Raw genomic sequence first — 24,104 nt, forward strand, 5'->3', positions numbered from 1 at the left:
GATGACCAATCGCTTACACAATGATTTTCAGTTTTTGGATGTCGGCCGTCGAGATCCGGCCAAAAAAGAGCTAGTTGCGCGGCAACAGCAGTTTGTTGAAATATACCAGCCCATGGGGCAGCGTCAGGCGGCTGAGCAGTCGCATCGGTGCCTAGAATGTGGCACGCCCTATTGTGAATGGAAATGCCCGGTGCATAACTACATTCCTAACTGGCTCAAGCTGGTTAGTGAGGGCAACATATTAGAGGCGGTTGAACTCAGCCATCAAACCAATTCCTTACCCGAGGTGTGCGGTCGGGTTTGTCCGCAGGATCGTCTGTGCGAAGGGGCCTGTACTTTGAACGATGAGTTCGGTGCCGTGACCATTGGTAACACCGAAAAATACATTACCGATACCGCGCTGGCCATGGGCTGGAAGCCGGATATGTCGAAGGTGGTGATGACCGGTAAGCGAGTTGCCATCGTCGGCGCCGGACCGGCCGGCATCGGCGCGGCCGATATCTTGATCCGCAATGGGGTCAAGCCGGTGGTATTCGACAAAAATCCTGAAGTAGGCGGTCTGCTGACTTTCGGCATTCCCGAATTTAAGCTGGAAAAATCGGTATTATCACGGCGCCGCGAAATTTTCACAGAGATGGGTATCGAATTCCGTCTCAATACCGAGGTCGGGGTCGATATCGACTTCCAGGCCCTGGTTGATGAATACGATGCCGTATTTTTGGGCATGGGCACCTACACCGCCATGAAGGGGGATTTCCCCGGTGAAGACTTGGCCGGTGTGCATGAAGCCCTACCGTTCCTGATCGCGAATGTGAATCACAACCAGGGTTGGGAAAAAAATCCGGCCGACTTTATCGACCTGGCGGGCAAGCGGGTGGTGGTCTTGGGCGGCGGTGATACCGCAATGGACTGCAATCGCAGCGCCATTCGCCAGCAAGCGGCCGGCGTGACCTGTGTTTATCGGCGCGACGAAGAAAACATGCCCGGTTCGCGCAAAGAGGTCGCCAATGCCAAGGAAGAAGGCGTGCAGTTTCGCTTCAATCGGCAACCGGTCGCCATTATCGGTGAGACCCGGGTCGAGGGCATTAAAGTGGTCTCAACCCGCCTGGGCAAAGCCGATGCAGCGGGCCGTCGCCATCCGGAAGTGATTGCCGGCAGCGAAGAGATCATTCCCGCCGACGCGGTGCTGATCGCCTTTGGTTTTCAGCCAAGTCCGGCGCCCTGGTTTGCCAATTTCGGGATCGAATTGGATGCCCGGCAACGGGTCGTCGCGCCCGAAAAGGCGCAGTATAAATTCCAAACCTCTAATGCCAAGGTCTTTGCCGGTGGCGATATGGTGCGCGGGTCTGACCTGGTGGTTACCGCCATCCACGAAGGGCGTCAGGCTGCCGAAGGGATGTTGGACTATTTAGGCGTTTAAGTCGGCCCTGACCCGTCCTGAAATAAGTTGACACCTTGGAGACTTATTTATGGAATCCTGTTCTAACACAGGCCGAAAGCGCACTCAGCGTGATTACACCCTGGCCTTTAAATTGTCAGTGGTCGACCAAGTTGAAAAAGGCGAACTCACCTACAAACAGGCTCAAAAGCGCTACGGCATTCAAGGCCGATCAACCGTTTTGGTGTGGCTTCGTAAGCATGGTACCTTGGACTGGACCTCTCAACGTGTAAAACCCCTCATGAATAAAGAAACCCCAGAACAAAAAATTAAACGGCTCGAGAAAGCCCTCGAAGACAAAGAAGATTACATTTACCTGATGGATGAAACGATCAAGCGAGTCGACCAGATTAAGGGGACCTCTTTCCGAAAAAAGTTCTTAGAGTTGTTGCCCGAGAAGCTCAAGCAAGAGGACGAATGACACTGGCTCGAAGCTGTCGTTTGATAGGTATTTCTCGACAAGCCATGTATCAAGAGCTTGCTCGAAAACGCCAAAAATCAACGGCGCTATCACCCGTACTGGACTGGGTATATACGATACGTCGTGACTTGCCGCGCTTAGGTGGCCGGAAGCTCTACCACCTTTTGCAGCCAGAGCTCCAACGGCAACAGATTAAACTGGGGCGGGATGGTTTGTTTACGCTATTAAGGCAGCATCGTCTCTTAATCATGCCGGCACGTCAGTACCGTAAAACCACGCACAGTAAGCATTGGATGCGAAAATACCCAAACCTATACCAGGGAATGGCCATTGACCGACCAGAGCAGGCCTATGTGAGCGATATCACATACTTGGAAAGTCGAGAGGGGGTGCATTACCTCTCGTTGGTGACCGATGCGTATTCTCGAAAGATTGTAGGTCATCACGTCAGTGATGATCTGTCAGCGAAATCCGTGGTAAAGGCATTAGACCAAATGCTTATCGAACGACAGAGCAGAGAACGGGCCATTCATCATTCGGACCGAGGACTACAATACTGTTCTGAGCTATATCAATCACGCTTGGCGTCACAAGGTATCACGCCTTCAATGACCACAGGCTACGATTGTTACCAGAATGCGTTGGCAGAGAGGATTAACGGCATTCTAAAAAACGAGTTCTTAATCCATCAATACAAAGACAAAGAGGAGCTGGAGCAGGTCGTGAAAGAGTCAATCGATGCGTATAATCACAAACGACCGCACAGCAGTTTGGGGATGCTAACCCCAGCAAGCGTGCATGAAAAAGCCAACTGAGATGCTCAGTTGGCTCAATAAAAACCGTCAACATATATTAGGACGGGTCACATTAGCGCTTCAGGTGCCGCTTCAGCGACGCCATCAAGAGTCACTCCGGCGTCTCGTGCGTGCGCGTCTGGGTGAGCAAATGTTCGATAAAGAGGTCTAATGTGTCGACAAAAAGATTGGTCTGATGCACGGCCACCAGGCTGTGTTCGACCATTGGATTGTCGAAGCGAATGCGTTTGGCCATGCCCGAGAGCGCTTGCTGAATGCCAACCGAACTGGCATAGCTGACAAACCAATCCTGTTGCGTCATCCAAAACAGAGTTCGCTCAAAGCGTGGCGACCAGGTCAGTTCGTCGAAACGCTGTAATTGGTGATACGCGTTCTCGGCAAAGGCTGGTAGGGCCAAGGCGTGGTAGCGCGCCCAGTGCTGGGCCAGGTGATGATCCAACATCATGTCGATAACAATCGGCGTGGTCTTGCGAAATACCGGCCGCAGCTCGATCCGCAAGGGCTCCAAGAGCGGGTGATGATCGGTAGTCTTATCGATCCATTGGTGCCGATCGAAGTGCTGCAAAAACCCCGCTGAGCAAGTCGATGGCTCTGGACGCCGGGCAAAGTCGGGCCACAGGCTGCCAGCCAGCGCGGCGGGAGTGTCGTCGGAAAACAAGCAATGGCCTAAAAAGTTCATCGTAGGTGCAAGATCATCGTAACGAGAGCGAACAGCCAGTATAATGCTTCGATATTGAAATAAGGGGAAAAACAGTGACAGAATTGAAAAACGACCGGTTTCTACGCGCGCTGATGCGTCAACCCGTTGACCGCACGCCGGTCTGGATGATGCGCCAGGCCGGACGTTACTTGCCCGAATACCGTGCCACTCGGGCCCAAGCCGGAGATTTTCTCAGCCTGTGTAAAAATGCTCAGCTGGCCTGTGATGTCACCCTGCAGCCCTTAGAGCGTTATCCGCTCGACGCGGCGATCCTCTTTTCCGACATTCTCACGGTGCCGGACGCCATGGGCTTGGGACTCTATTTCGAAGCGGGCGAGGGGCCGAAATTCCGGCAGACCATCCGCAGTGAGAAAGATCTGGCCTTGCTCTCGACGCCGAAGATGGACGATGAACTCGGCTATGTTATGAACGCCGTGCGCACCATTCGCCACGAACTCAACGGACGCGCGCCGCTGATCGGCTTTACCGGCAGCCCCTGGACCCTAGCGACCTATATGATCGAGGGCGGTGGCAGCAAAGACTTCCGCCATTGCAAGGCGATGGCCTATAGCCAGCCCGAGGTGCTGCACGAACTGTTACGGCAACTGGCGCTGGTGGTCACCGACTATCTTAACGCGCAGATCGAAGCGGGTGCCCAGGTGGTGCAAATTTTTGACTCATGGGGCGGCGCGCTCGGCCATAAGGCCTATGAAGAGTTTTCGCTCGACTACATGAAACAGATCATCTCTGGCCTTAAGCGTGAACATCAGGGCCGCAAGGTTCCGGTGATCCTTTTTACCAAGGGCGGTGGCCAATGGCTCGATGTGATGGCCGACAGTGGTGCCGATGCCCTCGGACTGGATTGGACCACCTCCTTGAGCACGGCGCGCGCTCAGGTCGGTGATCGGGTCGCCTTGCAGGGCAATATGGATCCGAGCGTGCTCTATGCCAGCCCAGATCGTATCCGCGCTGAAGTGGATCGGATTCTGGCTGAATATGGCAGCGGCAACGGTCATATCTTTAATCTTGGCCACGGTATCCATCAGTTTGTTGACCCAGCCCATGCCGGCGCCTTCGTCGAGGCGGTGGTCGAACTCTCGCCCAAGTACCACCGCTAGGGTGGTCAGGCCCTGGGCCCCTTTTGCCGCAGCAGTCGGTAGCGGGCCCAGATACGCCTAAATGCAGCCAAATGCTCCTGTACCGCATTGTCATCTGCGGACGAAATTGCGACACTAGCCGCTTGAGCTCGAACTCACCCAGTTAATTGATTGATTTAAAACAGGTTCTTTGCATGTCTGACCAAAGCCCCGATTACCTCGAAACCATGTCGCTGAGCAACTTCACCGAAAAGGCTTACCTGGATTATTCCATGTACGTCATTCTGGACCGTGCCTTGCCACACGTCGGTGATGGTCTGAAACCGGTTCAGCGGCGCATCATCTATGCCATGAGCGAACTCGGGCTTAAGTACACGGCCAAATACAAGAAATCAGCGCGTACGGTCGGCGACGTCTTGGGTAAGTATCACCCGCACGGTGACAGTGCCTGTTATGAAGCCATGGTCTTGATGGCACAACCCTTTTCTTACCGTTATCCGCTGGTTGACGGCCAGGGTAATTGGGGTTCACCCGACGATCCGAAATCCTTTGCCGCGATGCGGTACACCGAGTCTCGACTGCACAAACATGCCCAACTGCTTCTAGAAGAGCTGGGTCAGGGTACCGTGAATTGGACGCCCAACTTCGATGGCACCATGGACGAGCCGGTGGTGCTGCCAGCCCGCTTGCCGCACGTCTTGCTCAACGGTACCACCGGTATCGCGGTCGGCATGGCGACCGATATTCCGCCGCACAACCTGCGCGAAATTGCCTCCGCCTGTGTACATCTGATCGATCAACCGGACGCCTCGGTCGCCGACCTGATGATGCACATCAAGGGTCCTGATTTCCCGACCGGTGCCGAGCTGATTACGCCGCGCGATGAAGTGCAAAAGCTCTACGAAAGTGGCCGGGGTACCTTGCGGCTGCGCTCCAAATATATGATGGACGGCACCGATATTATTATCACCGAGCTGCCGCACCAGGTTTCGGGCTCGAAGATACTCGAACAGATCGCCGCGCAGATGCAGGCTAAAAAATTGCCGATGGTGGCCGATCTACGCGATGAGTCGGATCATGAAAATCCAACCCGACTGGTGATCGAACCGCGCAGTAATAGAATCGATGTTGAGGCACTTATGCAACATCTGTTTGCCAGTACCGATCTGGAAAAAACCATCCGCGTCAATCTCAATATGATTGGCATTAACGGTCGGCCGCAGGTTAAATCCTTACGCGGTATTCTCAGTGAATGGTTGGAATTCCGAACCGATACGGTGCGCCGTCGCCTGCAGCATCGGCTCGATAAGCTGCTCGCCCGCTTGCATATTCTCGACGGTATGCTCATTGCCTATCTCAATATCGATGAAGTGATCGCCATTATTCGCACCGAAGAGAAGCCGAAAGAAGTCTTTATGTCGCGCTTTGGTTTAAGCGATATTCAAGCCGAGGCGATCCTCGAGATTAAGCTCCGTCAATTGGCCAAGCTGGAAGAAATTAAGATCCGGGCCGAGCAAGATGAATTGGCTATGGAACGAGACAAACTGGTGAAGATTCTCGGATCCGCGGCCCGCATGCGGACTCTGATCAAGAAAGAAATTCTCGCCGACGCCGAAACCTTCGGCGACGAGCGGCGCACTGTCTTGATCAAGCGTCAGGACGCCGCGGCCTTTAGTGAAATGGACATACTGCCCAATGAAGCAGTGACCGTGGTGCTGTCTGAACGCGGTTGGTTGCGCACCGGCAAAGGGCACGAGCTGGATCCCCTGGGGCTAAGTTATAAGGCCGGTGATGCCTTTGCCTTGCTTGCGCTGGGAAAGAGTAACCAAACCACCGTATTACTCGATTCGACCGGTCGCTCCTACGCGCTGCAAACCCACCTCTTGCCGTCGGCGCGAGGCCAGGGAGAACCCTTAACGACCAAGGTGAACCCACCACCGGGCGCGCAAATGAAGGGTCTGTTGTTGGGTAATCCGGACGATCAATACTTGCTCAGTTCCGATGCCGGCTATGGTTTTATTGCCCGCATGGCGGATATGATCAGCAAAAACAAGGCCGGCAAAGCCCTGTTGAACCTGCCAACTGGGGCGGAGGTGCTGGCCCCGGTGCCGGTCAAACAACTGGCCACCGACTATCTGGCCTCGGTCACTAACGAAGGCCGCATGCTGGTCTTTCCGGTCCGAGACCTGCCCGAGCTGGCCAAAGGCAAGGGCAATAAGATTATTAATGTGCCCTCGACCCGAGCGGCACTGCGCGAGGAGTTGATGATCGGTGCCGTGGTGCTGGGCGCGAGCGACACCTTGGTGATCTATGCCGGCAAGCGCAAATTGAAACTGCGCAGTGGCGATCTTGAACATTATCTGGGTGAACGCGGCCGTCGGGGCAATAAGCTGCCGCGTGGCTTCCAAAACGTCACCGCGATCGAAATCGAATAGCACAGCGCGAACGGGTCCGCCTGCCTGAGGTGGCACGGGCTTTTCTCATACGGCTCATGTCAATGCCTTAGCGGTTGGGTTCTATGCCATCTATCGGCCTGCTGAACGCTTCGCTACAGTCAATCATGCCGTTCCAGGTGCCGAGCTGAGCGGCCCTTTACCAATTAGGCGCAAAGCTCGTCGGCAACCGCCCTTGAGCGATGTTACACTGGCGGCAAAATCAACCCAAAGACCGAAACATGACCGAAACGCTGAGAATTGCTACCCGAAAAAGTCCCTTGGCCTTGTGGCAGGCCGAATTCGTCAAAGCTGAACTGCTCAAATACCATCCCGATCTGGTGGTGGAGTTGGTACTGATCAGCACCAAGGGCGACAAGATATTGGATGTCGCCCTGTCCAAGGTCGGCGGTAAAGGCCTCTTCGTGAAAGAATTGGAAGTTGCCATCACCGAAGGGCGGGCCGATATTGCCGTGCACTCCATGAAAGACGTGACCATGCATCTGCCGGACGGCTTCGAGCTGCCGATTATCTGCGCGCGGGAACAGCCTTTCGATGCCTTTGTCAGTAACGACTTTAAACATCTCGATGACCTGCCATTGGGGGCCGTTGTCGGCACTTCGAGCCTGCGTCGTCAGGCACAATTATTGGCTCGACGGCCGGACCTGCAGATCAATTTTTTACGCGGTAACGTTGGTACCCGATTGGCCAAGCTCGATGCCGGTGAGTACCAGGCGATTCTATTGGCCAGTGCCGGTCTTATTCGCTTGGACCTAATGCAGCGCATTCGCCACCATATCGATGCCGATTGGCTGCTACCGGCCGTCGGCCAGGGCGCCGTCGGCATCGAAACGCGCGCGCAAGATCATCGCGTGATAAAGCTGCTAGCGCCCCTGCACCATGCCCCGACGGCCTTGAGAGTGCGCGCCGAACGCGCCATGAACCGTAAACTCAATGGCGGCTGTGAGGTGCCAATCGCCGGCTACGCGACCTTGGGCAAGCACAGCATGCACCTAGAAGGTCGGGTCGGCTCGGTCGATGGCGTGACCCTGTTAAAAGCCTCGGCAGAGATCCCTTTGGTGGGCAGCGACGAGGAACAAATGCTGGCGGGCGAGCAGCTCGGTGTCGATATTGCCGACCAGTTGCTGGCCCAGGGCGCGGCGACGATTCTGGCCGCGCTCTAACATGCGGTTGTTGGTGCCCAAGGCAACGGCCGACCAGGCGCGCTGGCAGTCCATTGTCGAGCAGGCACCCGGATCGCTCCAGTTTGTCGATCCGTGGCGTCTGACGCCCTTGCCTGAGACGCCGAGCCAGAAGCATACTTGGTTGAATCTCGACCGCTATCAGGCCGTGCTTTGTGTCAGTGCCCAGGCGGCTCAGGCTCTGGTGCAGGCCATAGATACCTATTGGCCTCAGGCGCCGGCCGAAGTTAGCTGGTTGTGTAATGGTCCCCAGACGGCATCTGTGCTGCGCTCGGCCGGTTTAACGGCGACCCATCCGGAACGAGGCTATACTGCCGAAGACGTGCTCAGGCTGGACGTTTGCCAAGTGAAAAACGATGACAATTGGCTTATTGTCAAGGGTGTGGGCGGTCGGTTAATCTACGCCGATACCTTGACCCAACGCGGCGCTCGAGTCGACAGTATCGACGTGTATCAACGCGGGCTAATTCCGGAAGCATTGACAAAATTGGTTCAACTGGCCCCGCAGCACGATGCGATCTGGGTCAGCTCAGAGTATTTTGGCCAGCAATTATTGGCCTCTGCACCGACCTTCTGGCACGCATGGCCCGGCCAATGGTGGCTGTCATCGCCGCGTTTGGTGCAGTGGGCCCAGCGCGAAGGCTTGCAAACGATAGTGCCAGGCCAGGGTGCTACACCGGAAGCGCTTTATCAGTTAATGATGTCCGTTGCGCAGCGCAACGCCGTTCCTAAACACAGGTGAGTTATGACTGAGCACGAACAGGATAAATTGCAGACGCCGAGCCCCGCAAAGGCTGCAGATACAACCAGGGCGCCAACGCAGGACTCTTCAGGCGAGAAGGCGAGCGTCGGTGGCGCAAAAAATACCGGCCAAAGCGCTCAGCCGGCTGGGGCTGAAAAAGCGAGTAATGCAGGCGGCTCCGTAGCCGGCAAGGCCGAGCATCCGGCCCGCAGACCCGCACTGCGCCGGCTAGCGTGGTTGCTGCTCGTGACGGCGGTTGTTGCTGCCGTGGCCGCCGCCGGCTTCAGCTTTTGGCAAATAAATCAGCGTGCCATAGCGGCCTTTGGGCTGCAACAGCAGTCCCTGGAAACCCGCCTCGAAGAAAGCCAGCGGCAGATCGCACAACTGCAGGTCGGCAACCAGGAATCCAGTGCGGCTTGGCAGCAGGCCGTGAGTAAGTTGGAAACCCTGGTGATCGATTCGGCTCAGCGCCTGAATCGGGTTGCCAATCGCAATGAAAATCGCTGGCCGTTGGAGGAAGCCCTGACTCTAACCCGCTTGGCCCAGCAGCGCTTGCAGCTGGATGCATCGGCCCTGGTCGCAACCGGTCTATTGCGTTCGGCGGACGAGATTCTATCGACCCTAGACCAGGCGGCGGTGTTGCCATTACGTCGTCAATTGGCGATCGATCTGCTGGCCCTGGACTCGGTTGCGTCGGCCGATGTGAATGGTCTCTACTTTGCGCTCGATGCCCTTGCGGGCCAAATTAAAGCACTCAGTTGGGTGCCCAAACCCAGTCTGCCAAAGGCTTTACCTGTCAATGACACACCCCTGACCGGTTTCTGGCACAGTCTCAAACAGATTGTGGTGATCCAGCGGCTTGATGTTCCGATGCAAGCCCCAGCCCTGATGAACGACTTTGAACGCTGGCGTCAGCATCAGCTGCTGCTCATCGATCAGAGTCAGTTAGCGCTGCTGGCCCGGAATCAGGATCTGTTCGATGTTGCCCTGAGTCAAACGCGGGACGTCTTGGCGCAAATGGCCAGCCAATTCCCGACCGAGGTTTGGCAGCAGCAATTGACCGCTATGCAAACGGCGGTGTTGAATCCGCAATGGCCTGATCTCCAGGGCAGTCGCGCGGCCATCGAAATGTATCTGTCGGAACAGACTGCACCCGTTGTGGAGGTCACCCAATGACTCGACTGATGGGGTGGGTTGTGGTCTTGGCCATACTGCTGTTGCTGGGCGGTGCGCTGGCGCAGATGATGATCGCAGACGCCGGGGTGATTATGGTCGCTTGGCACGGTTGGTTGATCGAAACCACCTTTTGGAGCGGTCTGGCGTTGATCATCAGTCTGCTGATTGCGCTCCTTGGACTGGTGGCCCTATGGCGCAAACTGGGGCCCACGCGAATGCTCAGTCGCTATCGATTGCGGCGCGATCAGAAGGCCGCTAAGAAGGAAACCGCCATTGCCATCACCAGCTGGCTCGATGGCGACGATGATCGCGCCTTGACCGCCTTGCAACGCGTCGCCAATGCCGGCGGCTCCGACCGGTTGCCGCAGGCCATCGCCTTGGCCATTGGCCTGACACAGGGCGAGTGGCCCGAGCGCTATGCCGCCTTTGTCGCCAATGACCCGGAATTAAAGCTTTTTGCCCAGACCTTGCAGGCCGAACGCTGCTGGCAGGCCAAGGACTACGGAGCCTTTGTTACCTTATTACAGGCGCATTCGGATCTGGCTCAGGTATCTTGGTTGCGGGAACGTTTTTGGCAAGCCCTCTACGAGCAGGCGCACTATGCCGCGCTGCTGACCGGTGTCAATGAGGCGGCGCACATCCAACCACAACTTCGCGAACACTGGTTGATCAAGACGGTAACCGCGGCGCTGCAGCAAGCCCAGGGCGATGAAACCGCACTGGTGACAATTTTAAAGCCGTTGGCCAAAGCCCAGCGAAACCTGCCGGATATCTTGGTCGCCGAGATCCGCTATTTGGTCTCGATTGGTCAGCATGCCAATGCTTTTAAACGGGCGAAAAACCTGTTGGAACGACCCGGCCAGAGTGAGCACAGCGCCCTGCTGATCGACTTGCAGATTGCCAATCTGGACAAGCTGAGCTGGCTCGAGAATCATACCCCAGTGACCTGCGGACCGATTTTTTGCCGTACCCTAGGCCTGGTAAACTTGCAGCAACAGCTCTGGGGTAGTGCACAAAGTTGGTTGGAGCAGGGTTGGCAACAACAGGATCGCCAGTCTGGTTTGAAATTGGCCGAGCTCTTTGAGCAGCGCAATATGACCGACCAGGCCCAACGCATCTATAAACAGCTGGCCCAGCGCCCGCACACCAATCCCTAGGCGGACCGATGGCTGAAGAACTGCTCACCAACACCGGCGCCGATCGGCGCAGCCGTTATCAGCAATTGCTGGCGCAGCTGCAAGCCTTGACGGCGGGCGAGCCCAATAGGGTCGCTAATCTGGCCAATGTTGCGGCCGCGTTACGCCAGACCTTTGGTTTTTTCTGGGTCGGCTTCTATCTGGTCGATGGCGATGAATTGGTCTTGGGGCCGTTCCAAGGCGACATCGCTTGTACCCGAATTGGCCTTGGTCGGGGGGTCTGCGGCGTTGCCTGGCAAACCGGCGAGGCCCAGTGGGTACCGGATGTCGATGCCTTTCCCGGCCATATTGCCTGCAGCAGTGCGTCGCGCTCCGAAGTGGTCGTGCCGCTGATTAAAGATCGGGTTGTGATCGGCGTATTGGATGTCGACAGCGACCGCTTGGACGACTTTAGCCAGAGCGATGTGGAGGGTTTGACCGCGCTCTGTGCTTGGCTGGTGACTTTGTTGTAACACCGATGTTACATATGGTGTTGAGATCCTGCCGCCCCGTCCTTGAACAATAATAGTCCATTTTCCGGCCCCTTAAGCGCCTAACCCTTGGCTTTTTTGACCCAGTTAACACTCTCCCAGTTCACCCCTTTGTAATATGGTCAGGCTAATGTTGAGCTTTGTTACATTAGGTTGCTCTTGGAGACGTTACTCCATAGACGCTTCGGACTAGAGTAACGCTGTCTGAATCATCCAGACTGCACATCAAACCGGCGGTGCGTGTCACCGGCTCGATAGGGTAAGTAGCAGCGCGGGATAGACCAAGCAATTCTAAAATCAGATTTTAATCTGTTGACAACAACAACAAAGAAGGGCGTAAAAGATGTTTAAAAAGACACTACTAGCGTTAGCCTTAGGTGGCACTATCGTATCGGCAGCTCAGGCTGGCGAAGTTGAAGTTCTGCATTGGTGGACTTCCGGTGGCGAAGCAAAATCAATAGCCGTTTTGAAAGAAATGGTCCAAGACGCAGGTCATACCTGGGTTGACTCCGCCATCGCCGGTGGCGGTGGTGATAGCGCAATGACCGTATTGCGTTCGCGTGCCGTGTCGGGCAATCCTCCGGGTTCCGCTCAAATCAAGGGTCCTGCCATTCAAGAATGGGGCGATCTGGGCTTTCTGGCCGATTTGACTGACGTTGCCAAAGCCAACAACTGGGATGGTGTGTTGCCGCCAGTCGTTTCTGACGTTATGAAGCACAACGGTGTTTACGTTGCCGCGCCTGTGAACGTTCACCGTGTGAACTGGATGTGGGCCAACAAAAAAGTCTTTGATGACAATGGCCTGACACCGCCAACCAGCATGAAAGAATTATGGGCTGTATCCGCCAAGCTTGAAAAAGCCGGCATTATCCCAATCGCTCATGGTGGTCAGCCATGGCAGGATTTAACGACCTTTGAAGACATTGTCTTATCTGTTGGTGGTGCTGATTTCTTTAACAAAGCATTCGTAAACTTGGATATGGCCGCCATTCAAAGCAAGACCATGATTGAGTCGTTTGAAGAGTTCCGTAAGGTTAAAGCCTATACCGACAAAGGCGCGCCAGGACGTGATTGGAACGTGGCCACCAGTATGGTAATCAAGGGCGAGGCCGCCATGCAGTTTATGGGCGACTGGGCTAAGGGTGAATTCTCTGCAGCCGGCAAGGTCCCAGGCAAAGATTACTACTGCTTGCCATTCCCAGGTACTGAGGGTGAATACACCTTCAACATCGACTCGTTGGTGATGTTTGAGCAACGTGATGCCGAAAACCAAAAAGCGCAAATGAAAATGGCTGAATTGGTTCTGTCACCTAAGTTCCAAGACGTTTTCAACATGAACAAGGGTTCTATCCCAGTTCGTCTTGATCAAGACATGAGCGGATTCGACAGCTGTGCGCAGGCATCTATGGATACCTTCAAAGCAACGTCTAAATCTGGCAAAGGTCTGGTCCCGTCTATGGCCCACGGTATGGCAACCTACCCAGCGGTTTCCGGTGCAATGGGTGACGTCGTGACTAACTTCTTCAACTCAGACATGAGCGCTGATGACGCAGTTGTTAAGTTGGCTAATGCCATCAAAGCAAGCATGTAAGCTGCTACCGAAGTGTCCCGGCTTTTAGGGACACTTTACTCTGGAACGAGGGTTCGCCTCGTTCCGTATTCAGAACTTTACCGACCCTCTGTCATGTCTAAACAATTCAGTTAGGCGTTTGGACGGTGGCCGTTCCTGATAAGCAGGCACTATACTGACGGCAGTTCACCGATGACAACGCACTGAGTGCTGATTCGGACCTTCAACGACAATCAACAAAACGGAAATCGCATGTCTCAATCCAAACGACCCAAAGGCATAGATTATTGGCTGCCCAAGCTGGTGCTCTCGCCCACCGTAGCGGTAACCATAGTCTTTATTTATGGCTTTATTATCTGGACAACCATACTGTCCTTCACCAAGTCGCGTATGTTACCGAGCTATGACTTTGCCGGTTTCTCACAATACGTCAAATTATTTCAAAACGAACGATGGATGGTTGCACTGACCAACCTAGCCTTGTTCGGAATTCTCTTTATCGCTATCTGTATGATAGTCGGTTTGGTCTTTGCCATCCTGCTCGATCAAAATATTCGTGCTGAGGGTGCCCTACGCACCATCTACCTATACCCCATGGCATTGTCCTTTATTGTCACCGGTACCATCTGGAAGTGGATTTTAAACCCTTCGGTGGGCATCGAAAAATTTATGCGCGATGCGGGGTGGGAAACGTTCAGCTTCGACTGGATAGTCGACTCAGATATGGCCATCTACACCGTGGTGATAGCCGGTGTCTGGCAGTCCAGTGGTTTCGTTATGGCGATTTTCTTGGCCGGCCTGCGCGGCATCGATACCTCTATTATCAAAGCCGCCCAACTCGACGGCGCGAACCTCTTTTCGGTCTATACCCGGATTATTATTCCGTCCATGCGGCCGGTATTTTTCTCAGCTTTTATTATGTTGTCCCATATCGCGATAAAGAGTTTTGACCTGGTAATGGCCCTAACGGGCGGTGGACCCGGTACCGCGACGGATGTGCCGGCGATCTTTATGTACCAAATATCCTTTCAACGCTCCCAGCTCGGGGTGGGTGCCGCATCGGCGGTCATTATGTTGATGGGCGTGGCGGCCATACTGATTCCGTACCTGTACTCTGAGTTAAGGACGAAAGAACAATGAATAAAGTAAAAGACGCCCGTTATAAAGATATTACCGCACGCAGTATTCTCTATGCCGTGCTGGTTATCGTCGCCCTTTATTATTTGGCCCCGCTGTTCTTGATGATCCTAACGTCGTTTCGCAGCATGGACGAAATCCGGGTCGGCCAACTGATCGAATGGCCCAAGAGTTTCTCCTTTGACGCCTGGCATGCGGCTTGGAATCAGGTGCAGATCGGTGCGCGCGATGAATTGGGTTTGCAGCCCTATTTTATGAATTCGATCCGCATGGTGATCCCATCGGTGTTGTTGTCGACGCTCTTTGGTGCCCTAAACGGCTATGTGATCAGCTTCTGGAAATTTCGCGGCAGTGAATTGTTTTTTGCCCTGTTGCTGGCCGGGTGCTTCTTGCCGTTCCAGGCCATTCTGTTACCGCACTCGATTGTCCTGGGTAAAATGGGCTTAAGCGGCTCTACCACCGGCCTGGTGTTTACCCACGTTGTATACGGGGTCGCCTTTACAACCCTGTTTTTTCGCAACTACTACGTCAACTTACCGGGTGAGCTTATTAAGGCCGCCAAGCTTGATGGTGCCGGTTTTTGGATGATTTTTTATCGGATTATCTTGCCTATTTCAACACCCATCTTGGTGGTGTCGATTATTTGGCAATTCACCCAAATCTGGAACGACTTCCTCTTTGGCGTGGTTTTTTCCGATCCCAGTTCGCAACCCATTACCGTGGGCTTAAACAATATGGTCAACTCAACCACAGGTGACAAACGTTACAATATCGATATGGCGGGTGCCATCATCGCTGCCTTGCCGACCATCTTTGTCTATGTTGTTGCTGGTAAATATTTTGTTCGCGGCCTCACCGCCGGTTCAGTGAAAGGTTAATTAGGAGTTCGATTTATGGCTGGTTTAACGATTCAAAATGTCCAAAAAAGCTTTGGTCAGACTCACATTCTTAAAGGCATTAACCTTGTTATCCCGGATGGCGAGTTTGTCATCCTAGTAGGACCATCCGGTTGCGGTAAGTCGACCTTACTCAACTGTATCGCTGGACTGGAAGAAGTCAGCAGCGGTGAAATCTTGATGGGCGACATCGACATGACCTATGCCGCCCCGAAAGATCGTGATATTGCTATGGTGTTTCAAAGCTACGCGCTCTACCCGAATATGAACGTGCGCAAAAACATCTCCTTCGGTCTTGAAATTCGTAAGATGCCCAAAGTCGAGATTGAAGAGATCGTGCAGAAGGTTGCCAAGTTGTTGCAGATTACCGATTTGCTCGAACGGAAGCCGTCCCAGCTCTCCGGCGGTCAGCGCCAGCGTGTTGCGATGGGTCGGTCTTTGGCTCGTCAACCTCAGGTGTTCCTATTCGACGAACCGCTGTCGAACCTGGATGCCAAATTGCGCGTCGAGATGCGCACCGAGATTAAGAAGCTGCACCACCGTTTAGGTACCACCATTGTGTACGTGACCCACGATCAGATTGAGGCGATGACACTGGCCGACCGTATCGCCATTATGAAAGGTGGCGAGGTGCAACAGTTCGGTACGCCGCAAGAAGTGTATGACGAACCGGCCAATATCTTTGTCGCCGGCTTTATGGGTTCGCCCTCCATGAACTTTATCCGCTGTGAAGTGGGTCAAGAGGGCGAGCAGTGTCATGTTGTGGTCACTTCCGAAGGTCACCGCTACAAGTTGCCATCGCCACCGTCGCAGGCCAACTTGGCCAAGTACGTCGGCAAAGAAGTTATCCTGGGTATTCGCCCAGAGCAGCTGACCCATGTTATGCCGCACGTTGAGAGCAATGCCTTCGTCACCAAGGTGGCGATAAAGGTCGAGGTAACCGAACCCACCGGCGCCGATACCCTAGTGCTCACTCGAATCAATGACGAAGAATGCGAATGCCGTGTCCACCCAGCAGAGGCCAAGCGTCCCGGCGAAATGATGGATGTTTTGTTTAATATGGAGAAGGCGGTCTTCTTTGACTCGGTCACCGAAGCCCGAATTCTGTAATCCTGGGTTGTTGAGGGAATGCCGGCCTGTAGAGCGATGAGTCGGTCAGCGTAAGCTGAGCCCTAGTCCTGTTTACGTCTGTTGTAGGCTTTTATACGCGGCTTTGCCGCGTTTTTTTATGTCTGGATAAAAGCGCTTACGGACTCGGCAAAGGCGCTATTTATTAACTAGACTGATAGCAGCCTGGCCATCCGTTATACGCTCCAGCTCAACCCCGTGAATGAATGGTCAATTTGAATTATTTTGACAGTCTGGCGATACCTGCCGTATCGCATGACCCATTGGCAGGCAATGCATTATCTGACCAGTGGTACTGACCCGGTGGTGACCGTATGAACCAAGAGGGTATTCAACGCGAGCTCGAAGCGGCACTTCTGTGCGTAAGAGCCAACCCGGCCAAGGCGTATTCTCTGGGCCAAAAGGCCTTGGTGCGGGCGCAACGCAACGGCTGGATTGGTGCCCTGGCCTTGGCCAATCTGCTCTTGGGCTGGGCCTGTTGCCTACAAAACAGGAGCGACCCAGCGGTTGAGGCCTTTTATCGAGCCATCAGTCTCTTTGCGGATGCCAAGGATTCCGAGCACCTAGCCCATGGCTATTACGGTTTGGGCACGGTCTATGGCCGCATCGGGGAATACTCGCTGGCTATTGCGCAATATCATAAGGCCCTATCTTGGATCGTGCGTTATGAATTGCCCGCGCCCTGGTCGGTGGCTATCCGCATTGCGCTGACCCGCGCCCTTATGAACCTAGGTTATTGGTCTGACGCGGAACAGGAACTGCTCAAGCTGCAGAGCCTGTTTGATCTGGCGAACGACGACAGTGTTGAAATTCAACTGCTGGTGTTGCGCTTGGCATTTTATCGCGGTGAGCATAGCCAGGTGCGCTCTCAACTGCAGGGTTGCCGAGAAACGATTTTGGCGCTAGGCGGCCATTTCCCCGCCTTAACACTGGATTACTATCAAGCGCGCTATACCGCCAAATATAAGCGCTTTAAGACCGGCGAAAGCCAGCTTAGCGCCCTCTGGGAAGATGCTGACCGTGACAATGTCGACAGCTATTTTTTAGCCTTCGAGGCGAGCTTGGATTTTTTGCAGTCCGACCAACCCAAGCGCGGTATCCATTGGTTAAACCTATTGGTAGCGGAAGCCCCGGCACCCTTGTCGCTCAAACGTCAGATTCATTCCACCCTGGCCAATTTTTATGTTAGCCACCGTAGCCACGCTTTAGCGTCGAGCCATTTCCAAGCGGCCGAAAAAATGGCCAAACAGATGCGCGACAGTGAAGTTAACTTGCAGTGGGCACGCTTCCAGGCCGAAGCGATGCACCAGTCATTGCGCAGTCAGGTGGCGCAAACCACCAAAAATAATCAAATCTTGGCCGAAAGCAACGCCCTGCTGCAGGCGGTGAATCGTATTGCCATGGCGGTCAATGCCGCGCTCGACCCAAATGCCTTAGCGCGCCGTCTGCGCGAACAGTTGGTGGGTTGGATCGATGCCGAGGTGATCGGCATTGCCGAGGTTGAGCACGAGCAACTGGTATTCGACTGCTTACTGGACGCAGATCAATGTCTGCCCCCGAGCAGCTTATTGCTGACCGAGGACTGCTCTTGGTCGGTCCGGGCCGTGCAGCAAGGCCGGATCCTGTTTCACAATGACCGAGTCCAGGGCGAAGCACTAGTGCCCGCCGAGTCACCGGTCCCAGTTCGGTCGGCGTCCTTTACGCCGCTAAAATGCGAAAACCGGGTGATCGGCCTGCTCAGCCTACAATCTCGCCGAGCCAATGTCTTCGACGCCCGAGCGCTCAGCCTACTGGAGTATATTGCCCCGGTCATCGGTATCGCCTTGGCCAATCTGTTAAATGTGCGCGGTCGGCATGAGCTGCGCGGGGCCTTGACTAAGCAGCAGCAAGAGCTCGATGATGTTCGCAAGCTAATTGCGCATCTGGCCGACCACGATGATCTCACCGGGTTGCCTAATCGAACCAGCTTGCCGGAGCACTTTACGCGTTGGCGTCGCGCTGGCGCCTTCAGCTGCCTGCTGTTACGCATTACCAATCTCGACGCGGTGAACAACAGCACCGGCTATGGCATGGATGAGGAAATATTGAAGGTGATCGGTCAGCGCTTGCGCAATCGGGTTCGGCCCGACGATCTGCTTATGCGGGTCAGCCACGATCAGTTTCTGCTTTTCGTACAGCTGATGAATTCATTGTCGACGCTGCGCGATTTTGCCGGCCAATTGCGGCAAATGATCGAACAGCCCTTGCGTGCTCGGGATCAGACGGTAGCGGCGGAAGGGCAGATCGGTGTGGTGCAGTGCCCCGATCATGGCGAAACGCTCGAGGAGTTGATGTCGATGGCCGGCCTTGCCCTAGGTCATTCGGTACACGACGACACCGGTGTGTTCTGCGTGGAGTGACCGGCTCGGCTGCACGAAGTAAAAGCCGTACCGGTCAGTTCCAGGGCAAGACCCAGCGTGACTGCCCGGGCGCTTGAGTTCTATCTCTGGGCTAAAAAGACTTGCGCGCGCAGGCAGGCGGCGCGCACCTGATTGGGCGCAGTGCCGCCGAAATGATCGCGTGCCGCGACCGAACCTTCCACCGTGAGTACCTCAAAGACATCCGCCTCGATCAGGCTTGAGAACTGCTGTAGTTGCTCCAGGCTCAACTCCGATAAGTCCTTACGTTCGACGATGCCAAATGCTACCGACGCGCCGACCACCTCATGGGCGTCGCGAAACGGCAGGCCGCGCTTGACCAGATAATCGGCCAGATCGGTCGCGGTGGAATAGCCACCGGCCGCGGCGGTATGCATCTGCTCACGTTGGGCTTCGATATGCGGGATCATATCGGCGAAAGCGCGCAGGCAACCGGCTACTGTATCGATGGTATCGAAGATGGGTTCCTTATCTTCCTGGTTATCCTTGTTGTACGCCAGGGGTTGCGACTTCATCAAGGTCAGCAGGCTAAACAGGTTGCCATAGACGCGGCCGGTTTTGCCGCGCACCAATTCGGGTACATCCGGATTCTTCTTTTGCGGCATGATCGACGAGCCGGTACAGAAGCGATCGGGCAGATCGATAAAGTTGAACTGGGCCGAGGCCCAAAGCACCAGCTCTTCCGACATGCGTGACAGATGCATCATAATCAGCGCGCCATCATGGTTAAACTCGATCGCAAAGTCTCGATCCGAGACCGAATCGAGAGAGTTCTCGCTGGCGCGGTCGAAACCGAGCAGTTCGGCCGTGCGCGCACGATCGATTGGATAGGTGGTGCCGGCCAAGGCCGCGGCACCGAGCGGAAGGATATTGACGCGTTTGCGGCAATCGATCATCCGTTCATAGTCACGCTGCAACATCTCGTTCCAGGCCAGCAGATGATGCCCGAAGGTAACCGGTTGAGCCGTTTGCAAGTGAGTAAAGCCGGGCATAATGGTGTCGGCTTCGGCGCCCGCCAGGTCGATCAATGCATGCTGCAGACGGGTCAATTCGCCATTGAGGTGATCGATGGCATCACGCAGATACAGGCGGATATCGGTTGCGATCTGATCATTACGCGATCGACCGGTATGCAGCTTCTTGCCAACGGTACCGATCTTGTCAGTTAGGGCGGCTTCAATATTCATATGCACATCTTCCAGCGCGACCGACCAAACCAGGGTGCCGGCCTCTATATCGGCCTGCACGGCCAATAGGCCCTGAACAATGGTGTCCTTCTCGGCGACGGTGAGTACTGCGCATTCGGCCAGCATTGTGGCGTGCGCTATGGATCCCTGTATATCGTGCCGGTATAGGCGTTGGTCAAAACCGATGGACGCGGTAAATTCAGCGACAAAAGCATCGGTGGCTTCAGCAAAACGGCCACCCCAGGACGAGTTAGTTTGATTCATGAATTGGTCCAAGCGGTTTAGAAGAATGGTCTATTATAAAGAAATGGCGTTAAACATCACCCGAAAATGCTGCAAGACAGCATTTAGCCGCTGGCGCAGCCGTTTAGCCCGGCTCAAACACTCCAGGGACAGAGCATAATGCAGCGATATAGGCGCAACGCGTGACTAGGGCAGAGCAGGGCGCAGGCCATCAACGCTTGGTGTTTCCGGACATCTGTACCAGTTCGGCGCTGTTCTTCTTGGTCCTAGTGTCCGAACTCTGCGTCGTGGCGTGGGAATTGGCCGGGCAGTCCTTTCGCTGGGCCGAGCTGGGCTATCGAAGTTTGGCGGTGCAGTGGATTGTTCTGCTCAGCGCCGCCGCCCTGTGCCGGTTGCGGGCGTTGTTGCCCTATTGGTCCTTGCGCACCGGCTGGCTGGTTTGTTTTGCGACGGTGCAGTTGATTGGTTTGGCGGTGTTGCTGGTTAGTCAGCGGCAGGTCGATGCTGCCGCGTGGAACTGGGCCGGTGTCGCGCAACAGAGTCTGGCCATTGGTATCGTCTCGGCCATGGTCTTGCGGTTTTTTCAGTTGCAGCAGCGCGTGATCGATCAAAGCCAGGCCGAGATCAGCTCGCAGATGGATGCGCTGCAGGCGCGCATTAAGCCGCATTTTTTATTTAACAGTCTCAATACTATTGCCGAGCTGGTGGTGACTCGACCCGTTGCGGCGGAACAGGCGGTCGAAAATTTATCGGCGTTGTTCCGCGCCAACCTGAAAACCACCTCCAGCTTCAGCCCATTGGCGCAAGAGCTCGAGCTGGTGCGCGGTTACCTGCAACTGGAACAATGGCGTTTGACCGATCGGCTCAGCGTGCTTTGGCAGGAATCGGTGCACGATCCGGACTGGCCGGTGCCGGTCCTATGCCTGCAACCGCTGGTTGAAAATGCCGTAGTGCATGGCGTGGCGGCACAGGCGGCCGGTGGGCAGATTCACATCGCGGTGCTGCAAACGCCGCGAGTCACCACCCTGAGCGTGACCAATGCGATCGGCGCGGACGGCTCCGGTCATGTTGGGCATGGTGTTGGCTTGGACAATGTGCAACGTCGGCTCGGGGTGCTCTATGGCGATCGTGCGCGCTGTCGCATCGAACGCACGCAAGACCAATATCGGGTGACCCTGACCTTACCCAAACCCTGACGCGAACCCCGGAGGAAAGAGCCCATGCAGGTACTGGTAGTGGATGATGAACCGCTCGCGCGCGATCGGCTGATACGGTTTTTGCAGGACTTGGACCAGGTCACCGGAACGGCCGTGGCTCACAATGGCTTCGACGCGCTGCAAAAATTGCAGGCCCAAACCTTCGATGTGGTGCTCTTGGATATGCGCATGCCCGGCCAGAGTGGTTTGGAGGTGGCGGAACAGCTTAAGATTCTGCCCGAGCCGCCAGCCATTATCTTTTGCACCGCCTACGACGACTACGCCTTGGCGGCCTTTCAGGTTAAGGCGCAGGCCTACCTGCTTAAGCCGATACAACGGCAGATGTTGGTCGACGCCCTAGACGATTGCCGCCAACTCAATCGAGCCCACCTGCTCGCCTTGACGGACCAGGAGCAGGTGCCCAGTATTGCCGTCCAGACCGGACGAGAAATGGAACGTCTGCCTTTGACCGAGGTCTATTATTTTCGCGCCGAGCAGAAGTATGTCTCGCTCTTTAGTCGTCGAGGCGAGCGGATTGTGGATGAGAGTTTAAATTCCCTTGAACAACGTTTTCCCGATCAATTGATTCGGGTGCATCGTAATACCCTGGTGTATCGACCGCGCGTCGTAAAATTAACCCGGGATATAAAGGGTGGATTTTGGCTGACGGTCGAATCTGTATGCGATCCGCTCCGGGTCAGCCGCCGCCATGCTATGGTGCTTAGACGGTTGCTCGAGGGTCACAGCCGCGTCGCTCCTGATAAATAGTGTGTGGCACTACTGGAGAATTGCCCAAGCCCGGCTATAGTTTTGGTTCGAATTCAGAAACAGTCGTACCGAAACCGTTTGACGCATTAGGGAGTTAGAAATATGACCGCACAGAAAAAAACCACCGATGGACCGATCACCACCGAAGAGTTGGCCCGCACCCCAGAATACAACGATATGATCCGTCAGCAAATGGCCGATGAAATAAGCGCCTATTTGCAACTCGGCGGCGCCGTCACCGAAGTCAAACAAGGTCATCGTGCCGATCCACCGCGCAAGCCAGAAAACCGTTACGGATCTCGCCCGCTGTAGTCGAGCGGCTGTACTGTTATGTTTTATATTTTTATTTTTTACTAATTCGTAAAGCGCCAACTGGGCGCTTTTTTTTGCCTCGAACAATGGCCGTTTCTGGCAGAATATAAGGCCCGTTAGCTTAGGCCAAGGGTGTCAATCGATGTGCCTGTTGGTCGACCCAAGTTTGTACCGCAGTGCGGTTTATTTTCAAGCCAGTGCCGGTAAATTCCGGTCGATTAGGGAGCTGCCACCACTGTTGCGGCAATTTAAAGCGCGGTAAGTTGGCCGCCAACCATCGGTTTAATTCGCTGCTGGAAACGCGGCTGCCGCTGTGCAACTCGACCAGTGCGATCGGCCGACGACCAAATTTAACGTCGGCCACCGAACACACCAGTACCCGTTCGACCGCCGGATGGCGGAGCAGTTCAAGCTCAATTTCTTCCGGCTGAATATTTTCGCCGCCGCTGATAAAGAGGTTATCCAAACGGCCATGAATCGACAGTACAGCGTCGTGCCAAGTGCCGAGGTCTTTGGTGGCAAACCAGCCGCTAGGCAAAAAACAGCTTCGGTCCAAGCGGCCATTGCGCCAATAGCCGAGAAAGCTCGTGGCGCCACGCACTAGGATGGCACCGTCGGCATCGAGACGCAGTTCATTGCCGGGCAACACCTGCCAATAACCCGCGGGACTGCCGGTGGCGACCTGACTCGACATCTCGGTGAGACCATAGCTTTGCCAGCCTTCGATGCCGGCGCGCTGCGCCGATTCAAGCAGCGCCGGATCGATGGGTCCGCCGCCGACTAGGGCATAGGGTATGCGTAACCCCTGTGGTTTTTGCGCTATCAGGGCACGCAGTTGAGCGCTGACAAAGGACAGATGACTGATCTGCTGTTGGTGTAAAAAACTGGCGTCATCGGCGCGGCCCCCGAAGACCATTGTGCTGCCGGCCAATAGATTGCGAAACACCGGTGCCAGGCCGCCGATATGAAACAGTGGCAAACTCATCAGATTGCGATCACCGGGTCGAAGTGGCAGGCGTTGGCGGCTCGCCGCGGCGCTGGCCCGATGGGCCGAGTAGCTGTGTAACGCCAGTTTGGGCGTGCCGTTGCTGCCCGAGGTGAAGAATCCGGTGACCGGTTGGTCGGCGTCGAAGGTATGCTGGTTCGCTGCCCGGCCTAGGGCCGGACCCTGTTCCAGCGCCACAGGGTGGCAGAGCCGACAGCCAACCGCCAGCGGTCGCTCGCTCACCAGCAGAGCCGGGCGCAATGTGCGCACCAGCGTCTGCAATTGCCGGTCGGTATGGCGAAAGCTGGTCGGCACACAGATCCAACCGGCGCGGATAAGGGCCAAAATCACTACCAGATCGGATACGCGGGTGTGACACTCGAGTAGTACCAGGCGATTCTGAGCGGCGTGCGGATCGATCGCCTGATTCAAGCCCGGCCACGCGAGTCGATCGCAGAGCGCCTGCACACGTTCATCCAGGGCTCGAAAACTGAGTGAATGAGACGCGCCGGCATCGATCAGGGCCGGGGCCTCGGGCCAGAGTCGGGCTGCTTCACTGAGTAGGCACTGCACTGA

20 protein-coding genes are annotated in these 24,104 nt (G+C 55.3%); 17 read left to right on the forward strand and 3 right to left on the reverse strand.

What is annotated here, in order from left to right:
• The first annotated feature begins 1 nt into the window (after position 1).
• Both REIFOR_RS02495 and REIFOR_RS02500 read left to right on the forward strand, forming a co-directional pair.
• Positions 2-1,420, forward strand: coding sequence for an FAD-dependent oxidoreductase (locus REIFOR_RS02495; RefSeq protein WP_100256056.1), 1,419 nt, complete (start codon positions 2-4; stop codon positions 1,418-1,420).
• Between the two features lie 49 nt (positions 1,421-1,469).
• A protein-coding gene (locus REIFOR_RS02500; protein WP_405124667.1) for an IS3 family transposase occupies positions 1,470-2,674 on the forward strand; the annotation gives its coding sequence in 2 pieces (ribosomal slippage) (positions 1,470-1,806 and positions 1,806-2,674; 1,206 coding nt in all).
• Positions 2,675-2,765: 91 nt separating this feature from the next.
• Here REIFOR_RS02500 and REIFOR_RS02505 read toward each other — a convergent pair.
• Positions 2,766-3,353, reverse strand: coding sequence for an acyl carrier protein phosphodiesterase (locus REIFOR_RS02505; protein ID WP_100256057.1), 588 nt, complete (start codon positions 3,351-3,353; stop codon positions 2,766-2,768).
• Between the two features lie 74 nt (positions 3,354-3,427).
• Here REIFOR_RS02505 and hemE point away from each other — a divergent pair, with 74 nt between their 5' ends.
• From hemE to REIFOR_RS02565, 12 genes are all read left to right on the forward strand, one after another.
• Entirely contained in the window at positions 3,428-4,492 is a 1,065-nt protein-coding gene (gene hemE / locus REIFOR_RS02510; RefSeq protein WP_100256058.1) for a uroporphyrinogen decarboxylase, read from the forward strand.
• A 173-nt stretch (positions 4,493-4,665) separates the two neighbouring features.
• Positions 4,666-6,906: a DNA topoisomerase IV subunit A gene (parC, locus tag REIFOR_RS02515; RefSeq protein ID WP_100256059.1), complete on the forward strand. Its 2,241-nt coding sequence runs from the start codon at positions 4,666-4,668 to the stop codon at positions 6,904-6,906.
• A 239-nt stretch (positions 6,907-7,145) separates the two neighbouring features.
• Positions 7,146-8,087 carry a hydroxymethylbilane synthase gene (gene hemC, locus REIFOR_RS02520; RefSeq protein WP_100258676.1) on the forward strand — a complete coding sequence of 314 codons (942 nt, stop codon included), beginning with the start codon at positions 7,146-7,148 and terminating at the stop codon, positions 8,085-8,087.
• 1 nt (position 8,088) lies between these two features.
• The gene (locus REIFOR_RS02525) at positions 8,089-8,847 is read left to right on the forward strand and encodes a uroporphyrinogen-III synthase (RefSeq protein ID WP_100256060.1); all 759 of its coding nucleotides are present in this window, start codon (positions 8,089-8,091) and stop codon (positions 8,845-8,847) included.
• Positions 8,848-8,850: 3 nt separating this feature from the next.
• Positions 8,851-10,023: a uroporphyrinogen-III C-methyltransferase gene (locus REIFOR_RS02530; protein WP_100256061.1), complete on the forward strand. Its 1,173-nt coding sequence runs from the start codon at positions 8,851-8,853 to the stop codon at positions 10,021-10,023.
• Entirely contained in the window at positions 10,020-11,180 is a 1,161-nt protein-coding gene (locus REIFOR_RS02535) for a heme biosynthesis protein HemY (RefSeq protein WP_100256062.1), read from the forward strand. Before REIFOR_RS02530 ends, REIFOR_RS02535 begins: the two co-directional genes overlap by 4 nt.
• A gap of 8 nt (positions 11,181-11,188) precedes the next feature.
• Complete coding sequence (locus REIFOR_RS02540) at positions 11,189-11,671, forward strand: GAF domain-containing protein (RefSeq protein WP_100256063.1); 483 nt, start codon at positions 11,189-11,191, stop codon at positions 11,669-11,671.
• A gap of 361 nt (positions 11,672-12,032) precedes the next feature.
• The gene (locus tag REIFOR_RS02545; RefSeq protein ID WP_100256064.1) at positions 12,033-13,280 is read left to right on the forward strand and encodes an ABC transporter substrate-binding protein; all 1,248 of its coding nucleotides are present in this window, start codon (positions 12,033-12,035) and stop codon (positions 13,278-13,280) included.
• 231 nt (positions 13,281-13,511) lie between these two features.
• Positions 13,512-14,399 (forward strand): carbohydrate ABC transporter permease, encoded by an 888-nt coding sequence (locus REIFOR_RS02550; RefSeq protein ID WP_100256065.1) that lies wholly within the window; start codon positions 13,512-13,514, stop codon positions 14,397-14,399.
• Positions 14,396-15,274, forward strand: coding sequence for a carbohydrate ABC transporter permease (locus REIFOR_RS02555; RefSeq protein ID WP_100256066.1), 879 nt, complete (start codon positions 14,396-14,398; stop codon positions 15,272-15,274). The genes REIFOR_RS02550 and REIFOR_RS02555 overlap by 4 nt, the downstream gene beginning before the upstream one ends.
• A gap of 15 nt (positions 15,275-15,289) precedes the next feature.
• Positions 15,290-16,402 (forward strand): ABC transporter ATP-binding protein, encoded by a 1,113-nt coding sequence (locus tag REIFOR_RS02560; protein ID WP_100256067.1) that lies wholly within the window; start codon positions 15,290-15,292, stop codon positions 16,400-16,402.
• Between the two features lie 332 nt (positions 16,403-16,734).
• Positions 16,735-18,819, forward strand: a complete 2,085-nt coding sequence (locus REIFOR_RS02565) for a diguanylate cyclase domain-containing protein (RefSeq protein WP_100256068.1) — start codon at positions 16,735-16,737, stop codon at positions 18,817-18,819.
• Positions 18,820-18,899: 80 nt separating this feature from the next.
• On the opposite strand, the gene argH is transcribed toward REIFOR_RS02565, so the two are convergent.
• The gene (gene argH, locus REIFOR_RS02570; protein WP_100256069.1) at positions 18,900-20,288 is read right to left on the reverse strand and encodes an argininosuccinate lyase; all 1,389 of its coding nucleotides are present in this window, start codon (positions 20,286-20,288) and stop codon (positions 18,900-18,902) included.
• Positions 20,289-20,449: 161 nt separating this feature from the next.
• Here argH and REIFOR_RS02575 point away from each other — a divergent pair, with 161 nt between their 5' ends.
• From REIFOR_RS02575 to REIFOR_RS02585, 3 genes are all read left to right on the forward strand, one after another.
• On the forward strand, positions 20,450-21,463 hold the full coding sequence (locus REIFOR_RS02575) for a sensor histidine kinase (protein WP_100256070.1): 1,014 nt from the start codon (positions 20,450-20,452) through the stop codon (positions 21,461-21,463).
• A 24-nt stretch (positions 21,464-21,487) separates the two neighbouring features.
• Positions 21,488-22,231 (forward strand): LytR/AlgR family response regulator transcription factor, encoded by a 744-nt coding sequence (locus REIFOR_RS02580; RefSeq protein WP_100256071.1) that lies wholly within the window; start codon positions 21,488-21,490, stop codon positions 22,229-22,231.
• A 102-nt stretch (positions 22,232-22,333) separates the two neighbouring features.
• Positions 22,334-22,543: a hypothetical protein gene (locus REIFOR_RS02585; protein ID WP_100256072.1), complete on the forward strand. Its 210-nt coding sequence runs from the start codon at positions 22,334-22,336 to the stop codon at positions 22,541-22,543.
• A gap of 121 nt (positions 22,544-22,664) precedes the next feature.
• Here the strand turns inward: REIFOR_RS02585 and REIFOR_RS02590 are convergent, their stop codons facing one another.
• A complete protein-coding gene (locus REIFOR_RS02590; RefSeq protein WP_227003809.1) occupies positions 22,665-24,101 on the reverse strand; it encodes an AMP-binding protein in 1,437 nt (478 codons plus the stop codon).
• Positions 24,102-24,104 lie beyond the last annotated feature (3 nt).

This window comes from Reinekea forsetii, assembly GCF_002795845.1.
Taxonomy (GTDB): Bacteria; Pseudomonadota; Gammaproteobacteria; order Pseudomonadales; family Natronospirillaceae; genus Reinekea; species Reinekea forsetii.